This is a genomic window from Ferdinandcohnia jepli, from assembly GCF_047246645.1.
Taxonomy (GTDB): Bacteria; Bacillota; Bacilli; order Bacillales; family Bacillaceae_L; genus Ferdinandcohnia.
In genome coordinates, this window is sequence record NZ_JBFOKR010000011.1 from 81,156 (window position 1) to 106,749 (window position 25,594).

A 25,594-nucleotide genomic window follows, 5' to 3' on the forward strand; every position below is an offset into this window, starting at 1 on the left:
ATTGTTTGGAGATGAAGACATGATTGAGACGGTTCATATTTATCATACGAATGATTTGCATAGTCATTTTGATAGGTGGCCAAAGATAACAAAGTATGTTAACGAGATGAGAGAAATACATACTAAAGAGAAAGAGCAGATGTTATTGATGGATATTGGCGATCATATGGATCGTTTTCATCCAATTTCCGAAGCGACGTTCGGAAAGTTGAATGTCCAGCTTTTAAACCAGCTTGGTTATGATTATGCTACAATCGGCAATAACGAGGGGATAACTATGTCCTATGAACAACTTGATTCTCTTTATGAAGATGCACAGTTTAAGGTACTATTGGCCAACCTGTTTGATAGACAAGGAAACCTTCCAAATTGGGCAATCCCATATGATATACATACTCTTCCTAGTGGTTTTAAAATAGGGATAATAGGGCTTACTGTGCACTACATTGCGTTATATAAATTACTAGGATGGAATATTAAGGATCCATTTATTGTTTTAAAAGAAACAGTAGATGAACTTACACCCAAAACAGACATGATTCTTCTTTTATCTCATCTTGGTATAAATGAAGATGAGCAAATCGCTGCTGATTTTCCTGATGTAGATGTTATTCTCGGGGGACATACCCACCATTTACTAGAGAATGGTAGAAAAATAAATAATACTTTGCTTTGTTGTGCTCAAAAGTACGGTAATTATTTAGGCCATGTAAAACTGGATATTGATTTAACTACCAAAACTCTAATAAAAAGTGAAGCAAATGTAATCCAAACTGATGGACTCGAGGATTGCAAGGACACACAAAAAGTCATTAATCAATATACAAAAGAAAGTATGGAGTATCTACATAATGACATTATTACAGAACTAAAAGAAGAATTATCAATAGATTGGTTTTCGGATTCTACTTTTGGCACTTTCCTGGCAAAGGTGTTACGAGAATGGTGTGAGGGTGACATCTCCATGGTTAATGCAGGAATACTGCTTGAATCATTACCGAAAGGTACTGTTACTCGAGGCGATTTACATCGCGTTTGTCCACATCCAATTAATCCATGTAAGGTACATCTCAAAGGGGACCAGTTAAAAGAAATCATTTTACAGGCGAATACAGAAAAGATGGAGAGATTAGAAATTAAAGGCCTTGGTTTTCGTGGTAAAGTGATGGGCAAAATGGTGTATGATGGCGTAGAGTTGATGGCAACAGAACTTTCTGATGGGATGAAGCATATAACAGAAATCAAAATTAATGGTGAAGAGATTGATCCTGATAGAATATACTCTGTTGCAACAATAGATATGTTTACATTCGGAATGCTGTTCCCAGAAATCCGAGATGCAAAGGATAAAAAGTATTTTATGCCTGAAATGCTAAGAGATCTTTTAGCACACTATTTAAAGAAAAATTAATAAAAATTTATATTTTTTACAATTAGTTGGCGAATACCTATTTCTTACACAAATTTCTTAAGGATACATAAATTAATTAGGAAAGGAGTGTGCTAGGAATGGTTTCAATGACACCAATACTAATTGATAATCATCAATTTACAGCCATTACCGTTAAGCTGCCTAAGACTAACTTTATGGCCGTAACAAATGACAATGGCTATATAATGTGTGGTGCGCTCGATGTCGCATTACTGAATGAAAAACTGAAGGACAGAGGTATAATTGCTGGTAGGGCTGTAGGTGTAAGAACAATAGAGCAATTACTTGAAGCTCCACTCGAGTCAATTACAATTGAAGCAGAAAATCGGGGGATTACTGTTGGAATGAAAGGCAAAGACGCTCTTTTAAAGATGCTGTAAAGGCTATTATTAAGCTGCCGAAATAAAAAAAGGATAACCCCGGACTTTCTTTTATTCGCGGGCTTTTTGTTTTGAGTCGGTCTACTTTTACAGGTTCTTAAAGATAAAATTTGAGAAGGTAAGTCACACTTTAAAAATAAAATAATAAGCGTACATCCCCTCTTGCTTGCATACATATAGCTTGTAAGGGGGGATTTCACTTGGCGAAATACAGAGGTCGCCTGCCACAAAGAAGAAAAGGGCCTTTACCTTTTCGATATGTCTTTTTATTAACATTTGTCTTTTTTATTATATCAACTGCTTCAGGCTTATTTATCATTAACAAGGCAATTGAACCAGCTTTAATGGAGTATGCAAAAACAGAAACGCAAAAAATTGCAAACACTGTAATTAAAAATGCAATTAATCAACAAATAAGTGAAGAAGAATTAGTTCAAGATGAGTTGGTCATAACCAATGAAAATGGTGAAATTATAAACTTTAATACACAAACAATAAATAAAATGGCTACAAAGACGCTAGGAAACATTGAGAAATATTTAAAATATGTAAGTGAAGGTGAAATAAATAAAATTCAGTATCCTGATATTGAATTAGAGACTGATAGTGCACAAACCGGGTTTGTATTTAAGGTGCCATTAGGGGAAGCAACCAACAATGCTTTACTAGGGAACTTAGGTCCCCAAATTCCAATCCGGTTTCATATGATTGGTTTTGCATCTACTACTCCAGAGACTCGCATTGATGAATGGGGAATTAACAATGCGTGGTTACATGTTGATGTAGTAGCAACAGTCACTATGCAAGTAATACTACCCTTTTCAACTGGAGAAGTTGAAATTAAAACGCCTATTCCTGTAATAAGCCAAAATATCAGAGGAGACGTACCGCAGTTCTACAATAATGGTGGGGACTCAGCACCTTCAATTGAAGTTCCCATAGATTGACAATAATTTATTTTACTAGAATAGTTGATTTCATATGGTAAAATCGTTATACTACAAAAGGAATATAAAAAGTAAATAACATCACCTTATCGGATCGATGAGGTAGAGGTGCGGAAAATAAAAGTAGGCTATGTGAGGATGACAACAATGACCTTAGCTGAAAGGATTTTCTGCCGAAGCAAATGTAACAAGTCACTGTTACTTTTGTTGGGGTTGCCCTGAAGAAGGGTAACACTGTCATTATGGATGCTTTTTATCTATAATGGAGGGCTACTGATCGTGATGGAGGATAACATAACATTACTGAGGGTAATGATAGTTATTTTCTATCATTACTCTCTTTTTATTTGTTCAAATTGGCAAATAATGTATCTTCTTCACACAGAAGCCTCCGTAAAAATAGTATTTGGGAGGAAAACTTCATGTCTGGAACAATTTATTCATTAATTCCACCGATTATTGCACTTCTAATGGTCGTGTTAACACGCAGGGTACTTCTATCTTTAGGAGTAGGGATTTTATCTGCAGCATTATTATTACATGGAAATCTACTAAGTGAAGGAATAGGTGTTTGGTTAAAGGAAGCTTTTCTAACACTTTGGACTAGTATAAAAGGAATCTTCGTTTCTGAGGGAGCCTTAAATACATGGAACGTATATATTATTCTATTTTTATTTTTATTAGGAATTATAACTGCATTTATTTCAATTTCTGGTGGAAGCCGAGCATTCGGTGAGTGGGCACAAAAAAGGATAAAAACAAAAACAGGAGCACAATTACTAGCGGCTGTTTTGGGTATTATCATATTTATCGATGATTACTTTAATGCTTTGGCTGTTGGACAAGTAAGTCGTCCATTAACAGATCGTAACAACGTTTCACGTGCAAAACTGGCGTATATAATAGATTCAACCTCTGCACCAATTTGTGTGGTGTCACCAATTTCTAGCTGGGGTGCTTATATTATTGCAATATTAGCACCGATTTTAGCAGCACATGGTATGAGTGAGATGTCACCATTATCTGCATTTGTACAAATGATACCGATGAACTTATATGTAATTACAGCTATCTTAATGGTCATTGGAGTAGCGGTATTTAATGTTAATATAGGCAGTATGAAAGTTCATGAAAAAAGAGCTTTAGAAACAGGAGTAGTTATAGACCCTGCAAAGCCAGTCCTTGGAGAACTAAAACAAGAACTCCCAGTGAGTGCAAAAGGAACAGTTGGGGATCTTGTATGGCCAATTATTGCTTTAGTGATTGGGACTGTAGGTTCATTTTTATGGACAGGTTATAAAGCATCAGAAGGAAATGTTTCAATCCTTACAATCTTTGAAAATACTGATGTAACGACTTCACTTGTCGTGGGTGGTTTATTAGGTATTATTGTTACACTTGGATTGTTCTTCGTTCAAGTATATGTAAAAAATGGAGTTAGTATCAGTATTTTACCTAAAGGTATTGTAGAAGGTATAAAGTCAATGCTTCCTGCGGTATATATTTTACTTTTTGCATGGGTTATTGTCGATTTAATTGGACAGCTTGAGACTGGAACCTACTTAGCGGGTAAGGTTGAGGACTGGAATGTGAATGTTGCATTTTTACCGGTTATCTTATTTGTTGTAGCAGGTATTATGGCATTTGCTACAGGTACGTCTTGGGGAACATTCGGAATGATGTTACCGATAGCTGGAGAAATAGTTGCAGCTTCTGATGTGACTTTACTATTACCTGCATTAGCGGCAGTACTGGCAGGTGCAGTATTTGGAGACCATTGCTCTCCTATATCTGATACAACGATACTTTCATCTACTGGAGCAGGTAGCCATCACATTGACCATGTTATGACTCAGTTACCTTATGCTTTAACATCTGCAGTAATATCAGCAATTGGTTATGTAGTACTAGGTCTTACAGGCAGTACAGTACTAGGGGTCCTAGTAGCTGTGGTATTACTTATAGCTTTCATTTTCACTATGAAAAACAGAGAAACTATCTAAAGAATACTATTCAAACTTTATTTAAGTATTCTGTATAATATGCTAGAGACAAAGGAAATAGAACCCTTTGTCTCTTTTTATTGCTATAAAATATCATCTGTAAAATAACTTTTGACAGAAGGTAAAAGACTGGCTATACTAATAAATAGATTATATCAAAAAATCAGAATATATTAAAATTTCCAATTTCATTCTAGTGCTATTGTAATACTTAGAAAGAAAACACTAGAGTAAAATGGAGATGGGGAGGGTATTTCATGGATAATCGTCCACAATGGGGAACACGTTTAGGCTTTATCTTAGCAGCAGTTGGTTCAGCAGTTGGTTTAGGTAACATTTGGCGTTTCCCTGCAGTCGCATATGAGAATGGAGGAGGGGCGTTCTTCCTACCATATCTATTTGCCTTATTAACTGCAGGTATTCCATTATTAATTATGGAATTTACAATCGGTCATAAATATCGTGGATCAGCTCCTCTTTCTTTATCAAGAGTAAGTAAAGGAAAAGAGTGGATTGGTTGGTGGCAGGTAGCAATCTCATTTGTAATTGCTACATATTATGCAGTAATTGTTGCATGGGCAATGTCTTATTCAGTATTTTCATTTGGACAAAAGTGGGGAGACGACACTGGTGGCTTCCTAATGGGTGAATATCTGAATCGTATTGATTTAGCTGGTGGAGAAATTGGTCAATTTGGTAGCCTGGTTCCAGGTGTACTTATTCCATTAATAATCGTTTGGGTAGTGGCTTTAGGTGTTCTTTTTGCAGGGGTTAAAAGAGGGATTGAACTTGCAAACCGAATTATGATTCCTACGTTATTGGTATTATTCTTAATTATTGTTGTTCGTGCGATTACATTAGATGGTGCTGCTGAGGGACTTAATGCATTCTTTACTCCAGATTGGTCTAAGATTGCTGACGGTAAAGTTTGGGTAGCAGCATATGGTCAGATTTTCTTTAGTTTATCTATTGCATTTGCTATTATGATTACTTATTCAAGTTATCTTCCTAAGAAGTCCGATGTAACAAATAATGCTTTCATTACTGGATTTGCTAACTCAAGCTTTGAGTTACTAGCTGGTATTGGGGTTTTCAGTATTTTAGGCTTTATGGCAGTACAACAAGGCGTGGGTGTAGATGAAGTTGTATCCGCTGGTGTAGGTCTAGCATTCGTCGTATTCCCACAAATTATTAATGAATTACCAGCATTTAATGGATTCTTTGGATTCTTATTCTTTGGATCTCTTGTATTAGCAGGGTTAACATCATTAATTTCAATTGTTGAGACATTTGTAGCTGGTGTGCAGGAGAAGTTTAATATTTCTCGTACAAAATCAGTAGCTTTTGGCGGTGGTTTAGCTGCATTAATCTCTCTAGTGTTTGCTACCCAAGGTGGATTGTTCTTCCTTGATGCGGCAGACTACTTTATTAACAACTTTGGTGTTGCATTAGCCGGATTAATCGAGGTTGTCGCTATTGCTTGGTTTGCGAAAGAACTCAAAAATCTTCAAGACCATGCAGATGGTATTTCAGACATTAAGTTAGGGGCTTGGTGGAGATTAAGCTTAGGTGTGATTACACCTATAGTTCTTGGTTACATGATGTTTGATAACCTACGCCAAAACCTTACTTCAGAATATGAAGGTTACCCAAGAGAGTTCTTATTCAATTGGGGATGGACAGTAGCAATTGGAGCAATTCTATTTGGTGCATTGTTCACAGTGAAGAAGTGGAACGCTGCAAAAGTTGAAGTGAAATCTAGCAAGGGGGTATCACAATAATGGGTGTTAGTGCAATTGTGATGATGGTAATCGGAATTGTAATTATTTGGGGTGGCCTTGCAGCTAGTATTACACATGCTGTAAAAACTGCTAAAAAAGCAAAATAAGAAAAGATATAAAAAGAGGGTCAATAAATTGAACGGAAAAAGCTGTGGTTGCTGTAACCACAGCTTTTCTATTGTTATTTACGCTTCCGTTGCTGTCTTTCTGCTCTTTCCCAAGCTCTCAAATGAGGGTATGGATCAAATGACCACTCCGTGTAACCATTGTCTTTGTACATTCCATAATGTAAATGAGGTGGGAATTTTCCTGCTGTGCCAGGAGGTCCGTAACCAGAACTTCCGACTGAACCAATAATTGTTCCAGGCTCAACTACTTGACCAATAGCGATATCTTTTGCAAATCCGTTCAAATGTGCAAAATAATGATACGTATTGTTTACGTCACGAATACCTATCCGCCAGCCCCCATAACGATTCCAACCCTTCATCTCAATTATTCCATAAGATGTGGCTCTAACTGGTGTACCATAACTTGCGAAAATATCTGTCCCCTCATGAATTCTTCTGCCTCCCCAGCCTCGGGCATCCCCCCATGTATTCTTGTAACTATGGTTGTATCCTAAAGGTACAGGAAATGCATGTTTATCTAGATCCAAACTGCCATACGTTAAGTAAATTTTTACAATTCCCATAATTAAGGAAACTGATTTGTCCCGCTTGTAATAATTCCATAAAGCAATTTTTATATTATCCATATCGGTTCCGTAGGAAAGAATTTGCTCAGCAATAGCAAAAAGTATATCTTCATCATTTGTTTGTTCCGCTTTGCCATCTCCGTTCCCATCTACGCCTATTCCACCGAATAACTGAATGCTATGTGGATTTGTGTCATTTGGATCAGGATTCAAAGCACCAGACCAAACTTCGGGTTTTATATAAATACCAATTAACCCTGATTCCTTTGGAATATCTTTTCTAGCACGACGTATACTTCTTTCGTATTGATCAATAGCCGCAAAATAATACCATGGAATTTGTGTCACTACTTCCATTTTGTTATAAAGATTCATTCGATTCTCGAAAATGTTTTGCTGGTCATCTTCAGCGCGTATCATCGTGGGAAAACCAGAAAGTAGTAAAAAGAAAACAACTAGTAGTACTAAATTATTCTTCACGCACATGTAAACTCCCTTCCATAACAGGATACTAATTAAACTACGACAAAACGTTTTAGTCAGTATTAATAATCTTTTGATATTGTTAGTTTGTTAAAACAAAAAAATTTCATAATAACTAATTGTTGGAAGGAAATACAAACCCCTACAAAATGTTTGCACTACCCCAAAAAAGAACCAACACTTGGATTCTTATCATTTTTATGAGTATAATAGTGTTAGCCTTTGCAATGGAGTGATGAAGTATGTCAAAGAGTCAAGAATATATGCGTAAACCTGAATGGCTAAAGATAAAGCTTAATACAAACGAGAACTATACAGGCTTAAAGAAAATGATGCGTGAAAAACAATTACATACTGTTTGTGAGGAAGCAAAATGTCCTAATATCCATGAGTGTTGGGCTGTCCGTAAAACCGCGACATTTATGATTCTTGGTGACACTTGCACTCGTGCATGTCGATTTTGTGCAGTTAAAACTGGCCTTCCTTCCGAATTGGATTGGAAAGAACCAGAAAGAGTGGCAGATTCGGTTGCGCTTATGGGTTTAAAGCACGTTGTTGTAACAGCAGTTGCGCGTGATGATTTAAAAGATGGCGGTTCAGCTGTTTTTGCTGAAACTGTTAGGGCAATTCGAAGAAAGAATCCATTTACTTCAATTGAAGTTCTTCCTTCTGATATGGGTGGAGTATATGAGAATCTAAAAACCCTTATGGATGCGAAACCAGATATTATGAACCATAATATTGAAACAGTTCGGCGCTTATCTGACCGGGTACGTGCGAGAGCAAAATATGAGCGTTCCTTAGAATTCTTAAAAAGAGCCAAGGAAATGAACCCGACAATTCCTACGAAATCCAGCATTATGATTGGATTAGGGGAGACGAAGGAAGAAATTATTGAAACAATGGATGATCTGCGAGCAAATAATGTAGATATAATGACTATTGGCCAATATTTACAACCATCTAAAAAGCACCTGAAGGTTGAAAAATACTACCATCCAGATGAGTTCGCAGAATTAAAAGAGATAGCATTAAGTAAAGGATTTAGCCACTGTGAAGCTGGGCCATTAGTTAGATCTTCTTATCATGCAGATGAGCAGGTTAACGCTGCTAAGTCGAATCAACAACAGCTTAAAGAAGCATAAAAAAGAGGGGGAATCCCCTCTTTTTCTTTTTGGAAAAGCATATGTGTTAAGCGGTGTTTTTTATTATTGATGGCCTTGTAAGCCTGGGTCTTTCGAATCGATATCTTTTCTAGTTTCACCTTGGTCACTGTCACCTGTTTCAGTATTGCCCTGAATTCCACCTCTAGTATTGGTATCCCGGTCATCGTTTCCTTCAGTCCCAATACTCGGGTTTTTCAAGAATTCTTGTGTGTCTCTTGCACGGCGTTCGTATTCGGGATTAAGCCCGCCTTCCATTTCACCGTTTTCATTTTCTCCATCGCTTATTTTATATCCTTGTGGAGATTTAACCATTTCTTTAATTGTAGATGTAATAATCTGGTCAACATTTCGACTGTCTGCATCTAATCTTCCAAATCTTTCAATCTGTTCCATCATTTCAGGGTCATCAGAAACGTAAACATGAAAATATCTTGGAACAACAGATAAAGCAGATCTTTTTACTTGGTCTGCTGTTAGAACTCGATCCTTTGAATCAGTGTCATAAGCAATTAACACCTCTTCATCAGTTACGAGTGTACCAACATCGTTAACGTTTGGAATCTGTGTACAGATTTTACTTATTAAATCCGCAACAGCTTCTCTGTCCAGTTTTGGTATTTCTGAATATACATTTGCATCCCCAGGAACGGGACTTTTTTGATGACGAACATATCCAAAGTTCGCCATTTCTTCACCGTTATTTCGGACGCCACCCTCATTATACAATTCATTTTGGTCCACACGGTAAATCGTATTTCCATTATCATGGAAAATACCTGCTTCATCCTTTTGATTAGCACTACAACCTGATAGTGCCGTTAGAACACACAGTCCAGTGATTATAGTATACTTTTTCATTCTTTACACCCCCTCATAATTAGGGTGACCAATTCATAAAAAATTTCACATAGTAATTGATGGTTTGATTGGCTATAATGAATGTAGAGTAAGGGTATGGGGTGATATTGAAATGATTACTATTAATAATAGTGAATATGAGCTTGTTGAAGAATTAAAAGATGGTTTTAACGAAGAGGCATTTCGTGCAAGATATAGTGACATCCTTTCTAAATACGATTATATCGTTGGAGATTGGGGTTATGAACAACTGCGGTTAAAAGGCTTTTTTGATGATCAAAATCAGAAAGCATCTTTTGATACAAAAATTAGTACTCTGTCTGAATACTTGTATGAATATTGCAATTTTGGATGTGCATATTTTGTTTTGAAAAAGGTGAAAAAATAAGGTACAGGCATAAGATAAACGCCTGTACCTTTTTCTTTTAATCATACGGAGGTTCTGCATTTTCATTCTCGTCATCATGTGTTGGGTGAGCCCCAGGGTATTGTCGTGGTAAGTCTTGATGTAGTGATTTGAATTCATAATTAAAGTTACTATATGGTCGCTGTCCTTCTTCCCATGGGGTGCTCTTATTTTCTACTGGTTTATTTTTTCCTCGCGGTGAGCCATACGGGCCCTCGGGAAGATCCTCCGGAATAATAAAGTTTCGCTGAGTTTCTACATTTGAAAAATCAGTGTAAACAATCTCCTCTTTGTCTTTACCACTCATACTAACACCTCACTTAAGGAGACTTATTAGTAGTGTTTTCAGACAGGGATGGGAATATGTTAGACAATTTCATACAGGAATGAACGTAATTCTTCTGCTTCCTCTTCAGAAATTTGGTAAGCATGTTCAATATAGCCTGGCTCATCGAGGTCATCCCGACCAATGATAGCAAAGCGGTTACTTAGTATATTTAAAACAATATGTTTTCCATAATAGCGATCAGACTTAACTATAGCTAAATCAAAACGCTGATATTCACCCATAAAGCTGACAAACCTTGTTTTTGTTTCAATTGTATCGTCATATAAGAAAAAACGTTCAGACATAATAATTCCCCTTTTTCTAATCATATGTTTTGTTTACTACATTCATCATAACAAAGGTATACGAAATAGGCTATATTACTATATTGTCGGTGGGATTAGTTTCGCTAATTCCCTAATTAGCCTTCAAGGTACAATGAGTGGGGACACAAAAACCCCACTCATTGAAGTTGCACTATTCCGCGGTGTAAGCGTCCGTAATTCTCCCACCTAAAAGGTGAGAGATAAACGGCCGCTAACACCCCGATTAAGTGCAACTAACAATGAGTGGGAAAAAATCTCCCACTCATTGAAGTTGCACTATATGTTAAAATAATAAGAGTAACAAATCTTCAAAAGGGTAACGATTATAACTAGAAGGTGATACTGTGTATTTTGTTGACCGAGAAAAGATTGAGAAAACATTAGCCTTTTTTGAAAAGAATTTGGAGTTTATTGAAACTACTTCAAAATGGACAAGCTTTGTTGAGAAAAAAGCACTTGAAAGGATTTCTCAGCTATTAATTGAATCGATTTTAGATGTTGGTAATTCAATGATTGATGGTTTTATCATGAGAGATCCTGGAAGTTATGATGACATAATTGATATTCTTGAGGATGAAAAGGTAGTAGAAGTTAATCAAGCAAAGGAATTAAAAGAAGTGGTTCGCTTTCGGAAAGTACTGGTCCAAGATTATTTAGAAATCGATCATACAGCATTATTAGCTGTCCTAAAAGACAATACTAAAAGTCTGAAATCATTTCCCCAGTCGATAAGAACATACTTAGAAACGGAATTAGGACCTGTTTCTGCTTTTAAAAACTAACAAGTGGTGAATTATCAATGAAAACGTACAAAGGTTACTTAATTGATTTAGATGGAACAATGTATAGAGGCACAGAGCGTATACAAGAAGCTTGTGATTTTGTAAATGCTTTACATAAAAATGATATTCCTTATTTATTTGTAACAAATAATTCTTCACGTACTCCAGAACAGGTAGCATCAAAACTACGTGAGTTTGAAATACCTGCAACAGAAGAGCAGGTGTTTACAACAAGCCAAGCGACAGCGAACTTTATGTATGAAATGAAACCAAATGCCAGTGTTTATGTCATTGGTGAAGAAGGAATACGCCAAGCTTTAACAGATAAAGGGTTTGTTATCCAAGATGATAATCCTGATTTTGTTGTAGTCGGAATTGATCGGTCTATTACTTATGAAAAATTTGCACTTGCATGTATTGGTGTACGTAATGGTGCAACATTTATTTCAACAAATGGTGATATCGCAATTCCAACTGAAAGGGGACTGTTACCAGGGAATGGTTCACTAACTTCCGTTGTGTCAGTTTCAACTACTGTTAAACCAATCTTTATTGGGAAACCTGAAAAAATAATTATGGAGCAAGCACAAAAAAAGTTAGGAATCTCTAAAGAAGATACACTTATGATTGGTGACTACTACGATACGGATATTATGGCTGGTATGAATGCAGGAGTTGATACCTTATTAGTACATACAGGTGTAACAACTGTTGAGTTACTGAAGGGCTATGACCGTCAGCCAACGTATGCTATCGATAGTTTAAAGGATTGGATTGAAAAAATATAAAATAAAAAAGCAAAACTTTACAAAAGTTTTGCTTTTTGTCTTTTTACTCAACATTTGCCGCGCGGTGAGCTAATCTACTTGATGCTGCTGCAGCAATTGCTCCCACAATATCATCTAGGAAGGTATGACATTCCCCAGAAGACTTATCATTAAGTCGTTCAAGAATACCAGGCTTTTTCTTATCAATATAACCGTAGTTTGTAAAACCAATTGAACCATAAACGTTTACAATCGAGAAAGCAAGAATTTCGTCTACACCATATAGACCTTCATCTACCTTTATTGTTGATAATAAAGGTTCTTCAAGTAAACCTTTTTCAGCAAGTTTATCTAATTGAATGCCTGTTAAGACTGCATTTTGTATTTCCCTTTTAGTTAATACACGGTCGACATTGTGTACACAATCCTCCATTTTAAGGTCTGGATGGTATTTGCTTTGAAGATAATATACAAGTTCCGCGATATCCTGGATTGTGACTCCTCGTTCCTCTAGCCATTTCCTAGCAGTACGTTCAATTTCAGACATGTTACGTTCTTCACTCATACATTTCACCTAATTTCTATAATTTGAAAAATAATTTATTTTTACTAGTTTTTACTAGTTTATCACAAGTAATCCGATTGTGTGTCATATAGATGTTTTAAATACGTAGTTACATATTATGTGCAGGGAGTGTGGAAATATGAAAGAAACTCTTCTTGAAAATTATAATTTAAAGATAGAACGTACAATAAGCTTATTCGGTTACACAGGAATTATTTCTCGAAATATACTTTATTGTATTGTGCCTATCTCGTACTTGGAACCTGAAGAGTTAATGGAAATATACCAAATGAGCAACTATCTCATTCATCGAGGTGACAGTAGAGTTGCTTCTATTATTCAAACCACAAGTGGTCAGTTAAGTTGTACTGTAGAAAATGAAGATATTATCGTTGTTCGTTGTCCGGTTCATGGGAAACGTGGAGATGATTTGGTGGGAAGAGAGCTAGCTCGATTTCATAAGCGCGGCAGAAGTTTTCCTTACACCTTATCAAAAGTTAATCGAATAGGTCAGTGGAAATTTCTTTGGGAAAAAAGACTTGACCAAATGGAGTTATTTTGGAAAGAGAAAGTAAAGCAACATCCTGAAAATCGATTTGAAGAAATGTTTGTAGAAGCCTTTCCATATTATATAGGGTTGACAGAGAATGCCATTCAATATCTGGTTGATACAGAGTTAGATGAATACCCAATGCCAACAGATTCGGCCACCATCTGTCATCACCGATTCACAGAAGTGACATGGGATAAGGAGTATTTCATCAAATTTCCAAATGATTGGGTTTATGATCACTTCACCCGAGACATAGCTGAATATATCCGAGATCAATATTTGAATGGAGATAGAAGAAGGAATGATAAGACTTTTCAATTTATTGAGGAGTATGAACGTGTAAGCCCGTTATCTGCATTCTCATGGAGGCTACTTTATGCACGTTTACTTTTTCCTTTGCATTTCTTTGAATGTGTAGAGGAATATTATTTTACTGAAACAGAGAATAAAAAACAAAGAATTGAACAACAACTAGCTTCTATTTTACAGTCTTCGCGCGATAACGAACAATTTTTAGCTACATTTTTTCAAAGAGTAGGAGTGGGAAAGAGAAGAATAAAGGTTCCTGAAATCAACTGGCTTTCTAGATAAAAAACTATGGTATGATAGTATTACTACAAGTAAAATTCATAGCTTAGGGGTGCAAATGATGAAGCCATACGTTTTTATTACAAGAAAGCTTTCCAAGGAAGCAATTAAACCATTAGAGGCTGTAGCAGAAGTACATATGTGGCCTGAAGATGAGGTTGCCGTGCCAAGAGAAGTACTAATGGAAGAGGCTAAAAAGGCAGACGGAATTTTGACAATGTTATCCGATAAAATTGATAAAGAGCTAATAGACAATGCTCCTAATTTAAAGGTAATTGCGAACCTTGCAGTTGGGTTTGACAATATTGACGTGGAATATGCGACAGAAAAAGGTATTGCAGTGTGTAATACCCCAGATGTTCTTACTGATACAACCGCTGATTTAACTTTTGCATTATTATTAGCAACAGCCAGAAGAATTGTAGAAGCAGCAGAATTCGTTAAAGAAGGTAACTGGAAGAGCTGGAGCCCACTTTTATTAGCGGGTCATGATGTTCACCATAAAACTCTCGGTATAGTAGGCATGGGCAAGATTGGAGAAGCTGTAGCAAAGCGAGCACTCGGTTTTGATATGGAGGTCCTTTATCATAATCGTTCACGAAAAATAGAAACAGAAGAGAAATTAGGCGTTGTTTATACATCGTTTGAGGATCTATTAGAAGCATCTGATTTTATCATTTGCTTAACTCCACTTACTGAACAAACTAAAAATCTTTTTACTGCTGAGAGCTTTACCAAAATGAAAAAATCTGCGGTATTTATAAATGTTTCAAGAGGTCCAGTTGTAGATGAAACAGCATTATACGAAGCACTTGTAAACGGCGAGATAGCTGCTGCAGGACTAGATGTATTTGTAAAAGAGCCAATCGAAAAGTCTCATCCACTAGTAACCTTACCTAATGTAGTGGCCTTACCGCACATAGGAAGCTCGAGTACAGAAACAAGAACTATTATGATGCAATTATGTGCAAACAATATCAAGCTTGTATTAGAAAGTCAGGAGCCTGAAACTCTTGTAAACAAAGAATGGCTTCTTTGTAAAAATTAAACAGTACAAAGAGAGAGCATCTGTCAAGGTGCTCTTTTTGTATCTACAAGCCATAAGCGACCAGAAAAATAAATTTAAATGGAAATATTATCATATTTATCAGTATGTTAAGCGTTTTCAATAGGTGAAATTTGAAAAAATAACCCTTGTAATACATTTGATTCGCTACTATAATGTCCTTTATAGAAAGACAAATGTATTTCTAGGAAATACACATTAGAAAGGTGGTAGGAAGTGATGAAGAGTATTTCTGTTGGATTATTAGGTTTGGGCACAGTGGGGTGTGGTGTAGTAACGATACTTCACAATCATCAAGATAAATTAATGCATCAAGTTGGATGTCCAATACAAGTTAAAAAAGTACTAGTACAAGATTTGCATAAACAACGAATGGTCGAAGTGGATTCTTCGCTACTGACAACAAATGTCCATGACGTAATTGAAGATCCAGAAATAGATGTTGTGATAGAAGTGATGGGTGGAATTGAAGAAACGAGACAGTATGTACTTTCATCACTTCGTAATAAAAAGCATGTGGTTACAGCTAATAAAGATTTGATGGCATTATATGGACCGGAGTTATTACGTGTGGCAAGTGAAAACGGTTGTGACTTATTTTACGAGGCTAGTGTTGCTGGTGGTATTCCAATACTTCGCGGTCTTGTCGACGGTTTAGCTTCCGATCGAATCACTAAAATGATGGGAATTGTAAATGGCACAACAAACTTTATCTTAACAAAAATGAGTAAATATGGAAGTGCTTATGATGATGTACTTAAGGAAGCACAAGAACTAGGATATGCAGAGGCTGATCCAACTGCTGACGTTGAAGGGCTTGATGCTGCAAGAAAGATGGCGATACTTGCGACACTTGGCTACTCAATGAACATTGATCTTCAAGATGTTCGTGTTAAAGGAATATCCTCTGTTACAAGCGAGGACATCAATTATAGTAAGCGCTTGGGATACACATTAAAACTAATTGGAATGGCTCATCGAGAGGGAGAAAAAGTAGAAGTAAGTGTACAACCGACTTTGCTTCCTGATTCACACCCATTAGCCGGAGTTAACGATGAATACAATGCAGTTTATGTGTATGGAGAAGCCGTTGGAGAGACAATGTTCTATGGTCCCGGAGCGGGAAGCCTTCCAACTGCAACTGCAATTGTTTCTGATTTAGTTGGTGTCATGAAAAATATGCGACTGGGTGTTAATGGACGTAGTGCTGTTTCTCCACAATATAATAAAAAACTTAAGGTCGATTCTGAAATCTATTCTAAATATTTCTTACGAATTCATGTTAAAGATCAAGTGGGAGCCTTCGCAAAAATAACATCCCTTTTCTCTGAACGCGGGGTAAGTTTCGAAAAAATTCTTCAGCTGCCACTTAAAGAGAAAGATCTTGCTGAAATTGTCCTTGTTACCCACAAAGCTTCTCTCCAGGACTATGAAGAAATTTTAGTTCAATTAAGAGACCTACAAATTATTCAGGACGTTAAAAGTTCTTATCGAGTCGAGGGTGGTGAATTAGGATGAGATGGCCAGGGTTATTACAGCAATATCGGGAATATTTGCCTGTAACTAATGAAACACCAATGCTTTCCCTAAATGAAGGTAATACACCACTTGTGCCACTTCATACAATGTCAGAACAGCTAGGTGTTGAATTATATGTAAAAGTAGAAGGAGCAAATCCAACAGGTTCTTTTAAGGATCGTGGAATGGTTATGGCTGTTGCAAAGGCTGTTGAAGATGGAAGCAAATCAATTATTTGTGCCTCAACAGGGAACACATCAGCAGCAGCTGCTGCATATGCAGCACGTGCGGGTTTACGATGTATTATTGTTATTCCAGAAGGTAAGATTGCGATGGGTAAGCTTGCACAAGCAGTAATGTATGGAGCAGAGATTATTTCCATTGAGGGAAATTTCGATCAAGCTCTTCAAATCGTCCGAAATGTAAGTGAAAGTGCACCAATTACGTTAGTAAACTCTGTAAATCCTTATCGAATCGAAGGACAAAAGACCGCTGCTTTTGAAGTATGTGTTCAACTTGGAGGACGTGCTCCAGATGTATTAGCAATACCTGTTGGTAATGCGGGTAATATAACTGCCTACTGGAAGGGATTTAAAGAATATAATGAAAGACATAAAACTGGTCTACCTGAGATGCGAGGTTTTGAAGCAGAGGGATCAGCAGCAATAGTCAAAAATAGGGTGATTGAAAATCCGGAAACAATCGCGACTGCAATTCGAATTGGTAATCCGGCAAGCTGGATTGGAGCCGTAAATGCTGCCAAAGATTCAAATGGAAAAATTGATGAAGTTTCAGATGAAGAGATTCTCTATGCTTATAAAATGTTAGCAAGGAATGAAGGGGTGTTTGCTGAGCCAGGTTCATGTGCATCATTAGCTGGGGTAATCAAACAAGTAAAAAATGGTGAGATTTCTAAAGGAAGTAGAATTGTTGCAGTACTAACAGGAAATGGCTTAAAGGATCCAAATGTAGCAATTGAAGCATCTGCAATAGCACCAGTTGTACTTCCTAATGATGAAAAGAAAGTCTCTGAGCATATAAGAGGAGCAGTTCTCTATGGTGTCTGATCAAATTATACAAATCAAGGTTCCAGGTAGTACAGCAAACCTGGGACCAGGGTTTGATTCAATAGGACTTGCTGTTAACCGATATTTGACCTTAATAGCTGAACCGAGCAATGAATGGGAGTTTACCCCACTATCTGAGGAATTAGTAAATACTCCTTCAGGAAAGGATAATTTTATCTATTTAATAGCTAACCAAGTAGCAGCAACATATGGTTGCCAACTTCCTCCATGCCGTGTAACTGTAACAAGTACGATACCATTAGCCAGGGGATTAGGTAGTAGTGCTGCAGCAATTATTGCGGCAATAGAGCTGGCAAACGAGTTGTGTCACTTGCAATTATCCGCTCAACAAAAGCTCCAGTTAGCCTGCCAGTATGAGGGACATCCAGATAATGTTGGAGCTTCCTTATTTGGAGGCTTAGTAATTGGCAGCTCTCGTGGAGATGAGGATACTGATCTTATTCAAATTGACCATATTTCCTTTGATATGGTTGTAGTAATACCAAGCTATGAGCTAAAGACGAAGGAAGCACGAAGTGTTTTACCTTCTGAACTATCATTTAAAGAAGCCGTAAAAGCAAGTTCGATTAGTAATGTGATGGTAGCGGCATTGCTGACCAAGAATTACAATATGATGGGAAAAATGATGGATTTAGATCTATTCCATCACCGATATCGAAAGCCACTTATTCCAGAATTTACTCAAATTCAAAAAGCAGCAAAAGAGTCAGGGGCATTTGGAGTAGCTATAAGTGGTGCTGGTCCTACGGTTATTTGTTTTACTGAGAGTGGAAGAGGGAAGTCTTTGAGATATGTCTTATCATCAGAATTTGATAAGGCAATTGTAGATGAGGTATCCATTGAAACAAAAGGCAGTAGAGTTTCATCACTGTCTCATATAAATGTAGATACAAAATAAAAAGCGAAACCAGACTGGTTTCGCTTAACTTATATAATTAAAATACTTGTTCTACTTCTACAACACCTGGAACTTCTTCTAAAAGAGCACGTTCAATTCCAGCTTTTAAAGTTATAGTTGAACTTGGGCAACTACCACAAGCACCTAATAAACGTAATTTAACAATTCCGTCTTCAACATCTACTAAATCACAGTCTCCACCATCACGTAGTAAAAATGGACGAAGTTTATCTAGTACTTCTTGTACTTGTTCTTTAATATCTAATTCTGCCATTGAGATTTACTCCTTTCCTATTACCTTTAAAATTATTATAATCTGTTTTACATAAAAAATCTATCAAAACCGAGAGAGCAAGTACTTCCAAATTTTTTGTCTTAGAGAAAGTATAAATTCCTATCCCAGATGAATAAGCTCATACGACACTGTTGTTGCCTTATAGGCTGACAATCTCGAGGATTACAATAAGCCTATCTAGATACAAAGGAAGAGATTTATACTGTTGTAGTATTTATTTTACCAGATTTTTAGTACAATGAAAAAAGATATGATTGTTGGAGAGAAGGAGAAGAGAAATGGCAAATCAAAAAGTAGAAATATGTGTGTATGGTGCAGAGGTACTTTGCCCTAGCTGTGTGAACCTCCCTTCATCGAAAGAAACATATGAATGGCTTGAAGCAGCTCTTGGTAGAAAGTTTCCTGACCAGCCTTTTGATATTACTCATATTGATATATTTGACCCACCTAACGACGAAAATAAAAAAGAATTTGCTAAAAGGGTTATCGAAGAAGATATGTTTTATCCAGTAGTCGTGCTTGAGGGTGAAATAGTTGGTGAGGGCAGCCCAAAACTTAAAACAATTTATGCTGAGATGGAGAAATACGGATACAAAGCTGCAGAATAATTCCTACATAATCCCCTATAGGTGATATCTATAGGGGAATTTTTATACATTTAGACAAGGTATTATATGCGGAGAGTAATAATTGGCAGATAGGATTGTTTCCTAACAAAAAAATGTTTCGGCAATTTATTAACAATGAAAGAAACATATTAAATTTTACAAACACCCTTATAATTACAGTAGCCACGAAACCGGAAGGAATGAGCGTATGGGATTAACAATTCAGGATGTTATAGATAAACTAATCAGTCCAATCGGAGTTATAGAAAATACGGTTGATACATTAAAGTTTGGATCACCGAATACAGAGATTACAGGTATTGCAGTATCTTTTATACCGACAACACATGTGATAAAGCAAGCTATTGATTTAGGTGCTAATCTACTGGTTACACACGAAGGTGCATTTTTTAGCCATTGGGATAAAAATGAACTTGGCGAAAATCAAGTGTTCAATGCTAAATATAAACTTATAAATGAATCGGGAATCGGTATATTCAGGTTTCATGATTATTTGCACAGGTATGAGCCTGATGGGATTATGATAGGATTAATTCAAGCATTAGAATGGGAGAGGTATGTTGAAGAAAACCTACCAGCTGCAACAATTGTTTCTATCCCAACAATGACTGTTGAGGAGGTTGCGGGCCATGTGAAGGATAAATTAAAAATTGATTTTATTAGAGCTATGGGTAATTTATCATCTCCATGCAATCGCATTGGGTTATTGGCTGGCTATAGAGGCGGCGGTCCAGTAACGATTCCCCTGTTTGAAAAGTACAATCTGGATCTCGTTTTATACGGTGAGGGACCAGAATGGGAAACACCTGAATATGTTAGAGATGCTATCCAACAGGATAAGAAAAAAGCTTTACTTGTTTTAGGACATGCAGAAAGTGAAGAGCCTGGAATGAAATATCTATCTGAGTTAATGAGAGGCTGGTTTCCATCAATTCCAGTTCACTTTATTGCTGAGAAGCCACTTTTCACGTCAATATAAGTAGAAAAAAGCCCGTTTTTCCAAAAATGGGCTTTTCCTATTGAGCGTTAAGGTTGTCCCTTTGAAACTTGTTAAAACGTGTAACGACTAACTTTATGAAAGCAAAAAAAATAAACGGGGGACATCTTATGAAAAAGCTTATTGCTGCCCTTATGGGTATATTGCTATTTGGTGTTAGCATCTTTGGTATCCAAAAGGCAAATGCATTTTCTACTATTACTGTAAAAAAGGGAGATACACTTTATTCTATAGCACGAAATTATGATATGTCAGTTGAAGATGTTAAGCTTGCAAATCATCTTACATCAAATACTATATACGTAGGGAAAACCTTAAAAGTAACGGATCCAAATGAATTTGTCATCAGAAAAGGAGATACACTCTATTCCTTAGCAAAGACTCATAAAACAACGATACAAAAGCTTAAAGAAATAAATCAGTTAAAATCAGATTTGATCCGTATTGGTCAAATCTTGAAGGTGAACAATGATAAATATGTAACAGTTAAAAAAGGAGATACTTTGTATAGCCTTTCTAAAAAACACTTCATATCTGTGCAAGAGTTAAAAGAAATGAACAAGTTAAAAAGTAATTTAATTTATCCTGGTCAAATCCTAGTCATAACTTCAGCGGATTTCGTAACGGTGACTGTTAAAAAAGGAGACACACTATATAGCTTGGCAAAGTTGCATAATACAACTGTTTCAGAACTTAAACAAATAAATAATTTAAAGAACAACACTATATTTATTGGTCAAAAATTAAAAGTAAAGAAATAAGAATGAACCCTACTCAAAGAAGTAGGGTTCATGTTTATCCATTATGGTATTTGTACATCCACAAGACACCTGATTTTAATAATCGTGGCACTCGACCTGTTATTGGGCGCTCAGCAACAAGTCCAAAACCATGCTTCTTACCTAAGGAACCGAGAATTCCTTTTAACTTAATTTGTGGAAATTCACTTGGAGGAGCTTCACCATTCCAGCGTTTTAAAAGAACCTGAACAATTTGTTCTGCCTGTCCCTCAGCAAGCTGTGCGCTTGGGGCATGCGGAAGGCTTGCACAATCTCCTACTACATATACATTCTCGTCATTAGGAAGATTATGTTGTTTGGTGAGTACAACACGTCCACTTGTATCTTTTTCAACATCCATATCTCTTACAACCTTATTTGGTTGAATTCCCGCTGTCCATACAATAACCTCACAAGAAATAGGTTGGTCATTGTTATACAATACATTTTCTTCGACTTTAGTAATATTAGCATTGTTAATAATTTCAACATTATTTCTTTGAAACCAATTTTCTACATAAGTGCTTAGTCTCTCAGGGAATGCTGATAAAATATGATTACCACGGTCAAAGAGTTTAATTTGTAAGTCTGGGCGACTTTCATATAATTCGCTTGCTAATTCTACACCACTTAGTCCTGCACCAACAATAGCTACTGTTGCCTCAGCAGGTAAATTATTAAGCTTCTGGTAAGTTTGTCTAGAACTATCAATTGATTGGATCCCATATGTGAATTCTTTTGCTCCGGGCACATTATGATATTTATCTTCACAACCTAATCCAATAATTAAGTCATCATACTGTACTGGGTCTTGGTCGTTCAGGTATACTAGTTTAGCATCCATATCAATGCTACTAACTTCACCATATTTTACTTGCAAACGAGGGTGTTCTGGAAATGTTACACGTATGTGCTGATCTGATATAGTTCCTGCAGCAAGTGCATAAAACTCAGTCTTAAGACAATGGTAAGGTACTCGATCAATTAAGGTGATTTGGATATTTTCTGGGAGAGAGTTCGGTAAAAGACGCTGCAATATGCGCATGCCTCCATATCCTCCACCAAGTATTACAAGATTCTTCATGCTGATTTCCCCTTTTTGTTCCTCTCATTCGGTACACTTTTTGTTTAAATAGCCTATATTTTGTTAAATACTGTCAATAGTTTTCCGAAAGCCTTTTCAAAGACACTAAAAGTATAGCGAAATTGTGACAAAATAACAACAATAATTCCTGTAAAACTGTAAATTTTCAAAGTAAATACACTTTGACTATAATAAAAAAAGAGAGTAGGATAAGTATTTAGTAGTGAGGTGAGAAACCAGTGAATCCAATAATAGAATTTTGTATTAGTAACTTAGCAAGTGGATCACAAGAGGCACGTGCAATACTCGAAAAGGATCCGAATTTTGATATTGTTGAATATGGCTGCTTAAGCTACTGTGGGAAATGCTATCAAACGTTATTTGCACTTTTAAATGGAGAGGTAGTAACTGGTGAAACACCAGAAGCGTTAGTTGAGAATATTTACGCATACCTAGAAGAGAATCCAATGTTTTAATAGATAAAGTGTATCAAGTAGTGTAGGAAACTAGCACTGCTTTTTTGTTTATCATATGGAGAAATACATAACCATATTTACTTACCCGCATAACAATAATAAAAAAAGAAAACCCTCCATTACTAAGTAACGAAGAGTTTCTTTATAAAAACGGGGGATAATTTTCATTGTGTTCAAAAAAATATCATTTTATACTAGGGAAAAATAAAAAATTTGGAGGTACCTATGAACTCATTTTCCTTTACCAAAATGCACGGACTAGGAAATAACTATATTTATGTTAATTTATTCGAAGAAACAATTGAAGAAAGGTTTCTTTCTGACCTCGCAATAAAAGTGTCTAATGTCAACACTGGTATTGGTTCAGATGGTATGATCCTAATTTGTCCTTCTGAAATTGCACCAGTAAAAATGAGGATTTTTAATAATGATGGCTCAGAAGGAAAAAACTGCGGAAATGGTCTTCGATGTGTTGCAAAGTACGCATATGAGCATAAACTAGTAGAAGATAAGAGATTTCAGATTGAAACTCTTTCAGGAATTGTAGACGCAGAGGTACATGAACTAGATGGTGTTGTGAACAATGTGACTGTCAATATGGGGAAGCCTCGCCTAAAGCGAAGTGAAATTCCAATGACAGGAGAGGAAATCGATAAGGTTATAGAAGAGACATTCGTAGCGGGTGGGAATAAGCTTTCTTTAACAGGTGTATCTATGGGGAATCCTCATGCAGTATTCTTTGTTGAAGACATTGAACAAGCACCAGTAACAACACTAGGCCCAATTATTGAAAAAGATACGCGTTTTCCAGAGGGAATTAATGTGGAATTTGTAGAGGTTGTCTCAAATCATGAACTTCATTTCCGTGTATGGGAGAGAGGCTCAGGAGTCACTCAAGCTTGTGGAACAGGTGCATGTGCGGCTGTAGTAGCAGCAGTGTTAAACGGCAAAACAGAGAAGAACAAAGAGACAGTTGTGCATTTGGCTGGTGGAGATTTATATATCACCTGGACGTTAACTGGTGATGTTCTCATGACGGGACCAGCTGAGGTCGTATGTGATGGAAGATTTTATTACTAAGCGCTATATTTGTAACTGAGAATAATAGATATTATACTTATAGTAATAAGCTAAATGAGATAAGGAGGTTAAAAAATGACTGAACAAGTTATTTCAATTTCAGAAGCAGCTGCTTTTCAGATAAAAGATATGATGAAAGATAGCGGAGAAGAAGGCTCCTTTTTACGTGTAGCTGTTAAAGGTGGCGGATGCAGCGGGCTATCATATGGAATGGGGTTTGAACAGGAAATCAACGAAGAGGACCAGCAAGATGAACAGCATGGTATTCAAATCCTTATTAAGAAAGAAGACGCTCCAATCCTTAAGGGAGTCAAAATTGATTTTAAACAATCTTTAATGGGCGGCGGTTTCACCATTGACAATCCAAATGCGATAGCATCATGTGGATGTGGATCTTCATTCCGTACTGCAAAAGTAGCAGGGACTCCGGAAGAATGCTAAATAAAAAGAAGTTGGGGAATCCCAACTTCTTTTTTAATATTTAAAACATACTTGAACTATGCATTGGTTGTGTTTTTGCTTTTGGATCAATGTATGACTTCGCATTGTTAACTGCAGTTGGTGCTTCGCCAAAACCGCTAGCTATAAGTTTTACCTTACCGTCATATGTACAAATATCACCGGCTGAATAAATACCTAAAATATTCGTTTCCATTTTTGAGTTAACAACAATAGAGTTTTTCTCTATTTCTAAGCCCCATTCTTTAATTGGACCTAATGAAGAAACAAAGCCATAGTTTACAATTAATGCATCAATATCAATTGTTTCCTTGCGGTCACCCTTAACTTCCTCAAGGACAACTTGCTTAATTTCATTATCGTCTCCAACAAGTTCTACTGGAACGAAAGGTGTTTTTACTTCGACTTTTGAATTGATAAGGTTTTCAACACTATGCTCGTGGGCGCGGAATTTATCACGACGATGAACAAGCATTACCTTTTCAGCAATAGGCTCTAGCATAAGTGCCCAGTCAACTGCAGAATCCCCACCACCAAGCACCATTACTTTTTTACCTGCAAAGTGGTTAAGATCATTAATAAAATAGTGTAGGTTTTTACCTTCATATTTTGAAGCTTCTTCAAGATCGACTCTTCTAGGTTGGAAAGCGCCATTACCAGCAGTAATAATGACCGTTTTTGTATAATGTATTTCACTATTGGTTGTTAGTTTAAATGAACCATCTTCTTGTTTTTCTACCTTTTCAACCGCTTGTTCAAGACAAATGGTTTGTTCGAACTTCGACATTTGTTCTTTTAAGTTATCTATTAATTCTTGAGCTCTTATTTTAGGAAAGCCTGCGACATCATATATGTATTTTTCAGGATAAAGCGCTGATAATTGCCCGCCTAATTGTGGAAGACTCTCGATGATCTTTACACTAGCTTGTCTCATGCCCCCGTAAAAAGCAGTAAACAATCCAACAGGGCCTCCACCAATAACGGTAATATCATATAATTTTTGATCTTCTTTCACTTAAAATCCCCCCATGAATGTCAATTATATATGAAACAAATTTTCTCTTCTTATAGTAACATAAAAACAAAATAATATCTCAATCATATACATGAAAGTATGGTAAATGTGGCAAATATTAGAACAAACCAGAATGGTAATATGAAAT

The 25,594-nt window shown here is 36.5% G+C and carries 28 protein-coding genes, 1 pseudogene and 1 riboswitch; of the genes and pseudogenes, 21 read left to right on the plus strand and 8 right to left on the minus strand.

Going from position 1 to position 25,594, the window contains the following annotated elements:
• Nucleotides 1-19 precede the first annotated feature (19 nt).
• From AB3M96_RS13165 to AB3M96_RS13190, 6 genes are all read left to right on the plus strand, one after another.
• Complete coding sequence (locus AB3M96_RS13165; RefSeq protein ID WP_412968082.1) at nt 20-1,411, plus strand: bifunctional metallophosphatase/5'-nucleotidase; 1,392 nt, start codon at nt 20-22, stop codon at nt 1,409-1,411.
• Between the two features lie 98 nt (nt 1,412-1,509).
• Nucleotides 1,510-1,812: a YunC family protein gene (locus AB3M96_RS13170; RefSeq protein WP_412968083.1), complete on the plus strand. Its 303-nt coding sequence runs from the start codon at nt 1,510-1,512 to the stop codon at nt 1,810-1,812.
• 200 nt (nt 1,813-2,012) lie between these two features.
• Entirely contained in the window at nt 2,013-2,759 is a 747-nt protein-coding gene (yunB, locus tag AB3M96_RS13175) for a sporulation protein YunB (RefSeq protein WP_412968084.1), read from the plus strand.
• Nucleotides 2,760-2,854: 95 nt separating this feature from the next.
• Nucleotides 2,855-3,040, plus strand: a riboswitch (Lysine riboswitch).
• 141 nt (nt 3,041-3,181) lie between these two features.
• Nucleotides 3,182-4,762 carry a Na+/H+ antiporter NhaC family protein gene (locus tag AB3M96_RS13180; protein WP_412968085.1) on the plus strand — a complete coding sequence of 527 codons (1,581 nt, stop codon included), beginning with the start codon at nt 3,182-3,184 and terminating at the stop codon, nt 4,760-4,762.
• Between the two features lie 257 nt (nt 4,763-5,019).
• Nucleotides 5,020-6,543 carry a sodium-dependent transporter gene (locus tag AB3M96_RS13185; RefSeq protein ID WP_412968086.1) on the plus strand — a complete coding sequence of 508 codons (1,524 nt, stop codon included), beginning with the start codon at nt 5,020-5,022 and terminating at the stop codon, nt 6,541-6,543.
• Nucleotides 6,543-6,650 carry a methionine/alanine import family NSS transporter small subunit gene (locus tag AB3M96_RS13190; protein WP_412968087.1) on the plus strand — a complete coding sequence of 36 codons (108 nt, stop codon included), beginning with the start codon at nt 6,543-6,545 and terminating at the stop codon, nt 6,648-6,650. Before AB3M96_RS13185 ends, AB3M96_RS13190 begins: the two co-directional genes overlap by 1 nt.
• Nucleotides 6,651-6,724: 74 nt before the next feature.
• On the opposite strand, the gene AB3M96_RS13195 is transcribed toward AB3M96_RS13190, so the two are convergent.
• Nucleotides 6,725-7,660: a M23 family metallopeptidase gene (locus AB3M96_RS13195; RefSeq protein WP_412968182.1), complete on the minus strand. Its 936-nt coding sequence runs from the start codon at nt 7,658-7,660 to the stop codon at nt 6,725-6,727.
• Between the two features lie 305 nt (nt 7,661-7,965).
• Between AB3M96_RS13195 and lipA the strand changes: the two genes are divergently transcribed.
• The gene (gene lipA, locus AB3M96_RS13200) at nt 7,966-8,868 is read left to right on the plus strand and encodes a lipoyl synthase (RefSeq protein ID WP_412968088.1); all 903 of its coding nucleotides are present in this window, start codon (nt 7,966-7,968) and stop codon (nt 8,866-8,868) included.
• Nucleotides 8,869-8,931: 63 nt separating this feature from the next.
• Here the strand turns inward: lipA and AB3M96_RS13205 are convergent, their stop codons facing one another.
• A complete protein-coding gene (locus tag AB3M96_RS13205) occupies nt 8,932-9,747 on the minus strand; it encodes a YhcN/YlaJ family sporulation lipoprotein (RefSeq protein ID WP_412968089.1) in 816 nt (271 codons plus the stop codon).
• Nucleotides 9,748-9,859: 112 nt separating this feature from the next.
• Between AB3M96_RS13205 and AB3M96_RS13210 the strand changes: the two genes are divergently transcribed.
• Nucleotides 9,860-10,135: a YutD family protein gene (locus AB3M96_RS13210; protein WP_412968090.1), complete on the plus strand. Its 276-nt coding sequence runs from the start codon at nt 9,860-9,862 to the stop codon at nt 10,133-10,135.
• Nucleotides 10,136-10,172: 37 nt separating this feature from the next.
• Here AB3M96_RS13210 and AB3M96_RS13215 read toward each other — a convergent pair whose 3' ends face one another.
• Nucleotides 10,173-10,460: a cytosolic protein gene (locus AB3M96_RS13215; protein ID WP_412968091.1), complete on the minus strand. Its 288-nt coding sequence runs from the start codon at nt 10,458-10,460 to the stop codon at nt 10,173-10,175.
• 59 nt (nt 10,461-10,519) lie between these two features.
• Nucleotides 10,520-10,786: a DUF3055 domain-containing protein gene (locus AB3M96_RS13220; protein WP_412968092.1), complete on the minus strand. Its 267-nt coding sequence runs from the start codon at nt 10,784-10,786 to the stop codon at nt 10,520-10,522.
• 365 nt (nt 10,787-11,151) lie between these two features.
• Between AB3M96_RS13220 and hepT the strand changes: the two genes are divergently transcribed.
• Both hepT and AB3M96_RS13230 read left to right on the plus strand, forming a co-directional pair.
• The gene (gene hepT / locus AB3M96_RS13225) at nt 11,152-11,589 is read left to right on the plus strand and encodes a type VII toxin-antitoxin system HepT family RNase toxin (RefSeq protein ID WP_412968093.1); all 438 of its coding nucleotides are present in this window, start codon (nt 11,152-11,154) and stop codon (nt 11,587-11,589) included.
• A gap of 17 nt (nt 11,590-11,606) precedes the next feature.
• Nucleotides 11,607-12,377 carry a TIGR01457 family HAD-type hydrolase gene (locus AB3M96_RS13230; RefSeq protein ID WP_412968094.1) on the plus strand — a complete coding sequence of 257 codons (771 nt, stop codon included), beginning with the start codon at nt 11,607-11,609 and terminating at the stop codon, nt 12,375-12,377.
• Nucleotides 12,378-12,420: 43 nt separating this feature from the next.
• Here the strand turns inward: AB3M96_RS13230 and AB3M96_RS13235 are convergent, their stop codons facing one another.
• Nucleotides 12,421-12,921, minus strand: a complete 501-nt coding sequence (locus AB3M96_RS13235) for a phosphatidylglycerophosphatase A family protein (RefSeq protein ID WP_412968095.1) — start codon at nt 12,919-12,921, stop codon at nt 12,421-12,423.
• A 139-nt stretch (nt 12,922-13,060) separates the two neighbouring features.
• Between AB3M96_RS13235 and yutH the strand changes: the two genes are divergently transcribed.
• The 5 genes from yutH (at nt 13,061) to thrB (ending at nt 18,632) form a co-directional block, all read left to right on the plus strand.
• Nucleotides 13,061-14,065 carry a spore coat putative kinase YutH gene (yutH, locus tag AB3M96_RS13240; RefSeq protein ID WP_412968096.1) on the plus strand — a complete coding sequence of 335 codons (1,005 nt, stop codon included), beginning with the start codon at nt 13,061-13,063 and terminating at the stop codon, nt 14,063-14,065.
• 55 nt (nt 14,066-14,120) lie between these two features.
• Nucleotides 14,121-15,110, plus strand: coding sequence for a 2-hydroxyacid dehydrogenase (locus tag AB3M96_RS13245; protein WP_412968097.1), 990 nt, complete (start codon nt 14,121-14,123; stop codon nt 15,108-15,110).
• A gap of 237 nt (nt 15,111-15,347) precedes the next feature.
• The gene (locus tag AB3M96_RS13250) at nt 15,348-16,646 is read left to right on the plus strand and encodes a homoserine dehydrogenase (protein ID WP_412968098.1); all 1,299 of its coding nucleotides are present in this window, start codon (nt 15,348-15,350) and stop codon (nt 16,644-16,646) included.
• Nucleotides 16,643-17,713: a threonine synthase gene (gene thrC, locus AB3M96_RS13255; protein ID WP_412968099.1), complete on the plus strand. Its 1,071-nt coding sequence runs from the start codon at nt 16,643-16,645 to the stop codon at nt 17,711-17,713. Before AB3M96_RS13250 ends, thrC begins: the two co-directional genes overlap by 4 nt.
• Nucleotides 17,703-18,632 carry a homoserine kinase gene (thrB, locus tag AB3M96_RS13260; RefSeq protein ID WP_412968100.1) on the plus strand — a complete coding sequence of 310 codons (930 nt, stop codon included), beginning with the start codon at nt 17,703-17,705 and terminating at the stop codon, nt 18,630-18,632. The genes thrC and thrB overlap by 11 nt, the downstream gene beginning before the upstream one ends.
• A gap of 37 nt (nt 18,633-18,669) precedes the next feature.
• On the opposite strand, the pseudogene AB3M96_RS13265 reads toward thrB, so the two are convergent.
• Nucleotides 18,670-18,997 (minus strand): annotated as a pseudogene (locus AB3M96_RS13265) (NifU family protein).
• A gap of 208 nt (nt 18,998-19,205) precedes the next feature.
• On the opposite strand from AB3M96_RS13265, the gene AB3M96_RS13270 reads away from it, so the two are divergent.
• From AB3M96_RS13270 to AB3M96_RS13280, 3 genes are all read left to right on the plus strand, one after another.
• Nucleotides 19,206-19,535 carry a YuzD family protein gene (locus AB3M96_RS13270; RefSeq protein ID WP_412968101.1) on the plus strand — a complete coding sequence of 110 codons (330 nt, stop codon included), beginning with the start codon at nt 19,206-19,208 and terminating at the stop codon, nt 19,533-19,535.
• 208 nt (nt 19,536-19,743) lie between these two features.
• A complete protein-coding gene (locus AB3M96_RS13275) occupies nt 19,744-20,535 on the plus strand; it encodes a Nif3-like dinuclear metal center hexameric protein (protein WP_412968102.1) in 792 nt (263 codons plus the stop codon).
• Nucleotides 20,536-20,663: 128 nt separating this feature from the next.
• Nucleotides 20,664-21,314 (plus strand): LysM peptidoglycan-binding domain-containing protein, encoded by a 651-nt coding sequence (locus tag AB3M96_RS13280; protein ID WP_412968103.1) that lies wholly within the window; start codon nt 20,664-20,666, stop codon nt 21,312-21,314.
• 34 nt (nt 21,315-21,348) lie between these two features.
• On the opposite strand, the gene AB3M96_RS13285 is transcribed toward AB3M96_RS13280, so the two are convergent.
• Nucleotides 21,349-22,416, minus strand: coding sequence for an NAD(P)/FAD-dependent oxidoreductase (locus tag AB3M96_RS13285; RefSeq protein WP_412968104.1), 1,068 nt, complete (start codon nt 22,414-22,416; stop codon nt 21,349-21,351).
• Between the two features lie 239 nt (nt 22,417-22,655).
• Here AB3M96_RS13285 and AB3M96_RS13290 point away from each other — a divergent pair, with 239 nt between their 5' ends.
• The 3 genes from AB3M96_RS13290 (at nt 22,656) to AB3M96_RS13300 (ending at nt 24,413) form a co-directional block, all read left to right on the plus strand.
• Nucleotides 22,656-22,892 (plus strand): YuzB family protein, encoded by a 237-nt coding sequence (locus tag AB3M96_RS13290; RefSeq protein WP_412968105.1) that lies wholly within the window; start codon nt 22,656-22,658, stop codon nt 22,890-22,892.
• A 225-nt stretch (nt 22,893-23,117) separates the two neighbouring features.
• On the plus strand, nt 23,118-23,972 hold the full coding sequence (gene dapF / locus AB3M96_RS13295) for a diaminopimelate epimerase (protein ID WP_412968106.1): 855 nt from the start codon (nt 23,118-23,120) through the stop codon (nt 23,970-23,972).
• 75 nt (nt 23,973-24,047) lie between these two features.
• A complete protein-coding gene (locus tag AB3M96_RS13300) occupies nt 24,048-24,413 on the plus strand; it encodes a HesB/IscA family protein (protein WP_412968107.1) in 366 nt (121 codons plus the stop codon).
• A gap of 40 nt (nt 24,414-24,453) precedes the next feature.
• On the opposite strand, the gene yumC is transcribed toward AB3M96_RS13300, so the two are convergent.
• Nucleotides 24,454-25,446: a ferredoxin--NADP reductase 2 gene (yumC, locus tag AB3M96_RS13305; protein WP_412968108.1), complete on the minus strand. Its 993-nt coding sequence runs from the start codon at nt 25,444-25,446 to the stop codon at nt 24,454-24,456.
• Nucleotides 25,447-25,594 lie beyond the last annotated feature (148 nt).

Coding starts and splice junctions, on each gene's coding strand:
- AB3M96_RS13165 (WP_412968082.1), top strand. CDS start 20: ATGATTGAGACGGTTCATATTTATCATACGAATGATTTGCATAGTCAT.
- AB3M96_RS13170 (WP_412968083.1), top strand. CDS start 1,510: ATGGTTTCAATGACACCAATACTAATTGATAATCATCAATTTACAGCC.
- AB3M96_RS13180 (WP_412968085.1), top strand. CDS start 3,182: ATGTCTGGAACAATTTATTCATTAATTCCACCGATTATTGCACTTCTA.
- AB3M96_RS13185 (WP_412968086.1), top strand. CDS start 5,020: ATGGATAATCGTCCACAATGGGGAACACGTTTAGGCTTTATCTTAGCA.
- AB3M96_RS13190 (WP_412968087.1), top strand. CDS start 6,543: ATGGGTGTTAGTGCAATTGTGATGATGGTAATCGGAATTGTAATTATT.
- AB3M96_RS13195 (WP_412968182.1), bottom strand. CDS start 7,660: ATGATACGCGCTGAAGATGACCAGCAAAACATTTTCGAGAATCGAATG.
- lipA (WP_412968088.1), top strand. CDS start 7,966: ATGTCAAAGAGTCAAGAATATATGCGTAAACCTGAATGGCTAAAGATA.
- AB3M96_RS13205 (WP_412968089.1), bottom strand. CDS start 9,747: ATGAAAAAGTATACTATAATCACTGGACTGTGTGTTCTAACGGCACTA.
- AB3M96_RS13210 (WP_412968090.1), top strand. CDS start 9,860: ATGATTACTATTAATAATAGTGAATATGAGCTTGTTGAAGAATTAAAA.
- AB3M96_RS13215 (WP_412968091.1), bottom strand. CDS start 10,460: ATGAGTGGTAAAGACAAAGAGGAGATTGTTTACACTGATTTTTCAAAT.
- AB3M96_RS13220 (WP_412968092.1), bottom strand. CDS start 10,786: ATGTCTGAACGTTTTTTCTTATATGACGATACAATTGAAACAAAAACA.
- AB3M96_RS13230 (WP_412968094.1), top strand. CDS start 11,607: ATGAAAACGTACAAAGGTTACTTAATTGATTTAGATGGAACAATGTAT.
- AB3M96_RS13235 (WP_412968095.1), bottom strand. CDS start 12,921: ATGAGTGAAGAACGTAACATGTCTGAAATTGAACGTACTGCTAGGAAA.
- yutH (WP_412968096.1), top strand. CDS start 13,061: ATGAAAGAAACTCTTCTTGAAAATTATAATTTAAAGATAGAACGTACA.
- AB3M96_RS13245 (WP_412968097.1), top strand. CDS start 14,121: ATGATGAAGCCATACGTTTTTATTACAAGAAAGCTTTCCAAGGAAGCA.
- AB3M96_RS13250 (WP_412968098.1), top strand. CDS start 15,348: ATGAAGAGTATTTCTGTTGGATTATTAGGTTTGGGCACAGTGGGGTGT.
- thrC (WP_412968099.1), top strand. CDS start 16,643: ATGAGATGGCCAGGGTTATTACAGCAATATCGGGAATATTTGCCTGTA.
- thrB (WP_412968100.1), top strand. CDS start 17,703: ATGGTGTCTGATCAAATTATACAAATCAAGGTTCCAGGTAGTACAGCA.
- AB3M96_RS13270 (WP_412968101.1), top strand. CDS start 19,206: ATGGCAAATCAAAAAGTAGAAATATGTGTGTATGGTGCAGAGGTACTT.
- AB3M96_RS13275 (WP_412968102.1), top strand. CDS start 19,744: ATGGGATTAACAATTCAGGATGTTATAGATAAACTAATCAGTCCAATC.
- AB3M96_RS13280 (WP_412968103.1), top strand. CDS start 20,664: ATGAAAAAGCTTATTGCTGCCCTTATGGGTATATTGCTATTTGGTGTT.
- AB3M96_RS13285 (WP_412968104.1), bottom strand. CDS start 22,416: ATGAAGAATCTTGTAATACTTGGTGGAGGATATGGAGGCATGCGCATA.
- dapF (WP_412968106.1), top strand. CDS start 23,118: ATGAACTCATTTTCCTTTACCAAAATGCACGGACTAGGAAATAACTAT.
- AB3M96_RS13300 (WP_412968107.1), top strand. CDS start 24,048: ATGACTGAACAAGTTATTTCAATTTCAGAAGCAGCTGCTTTTCAGATA.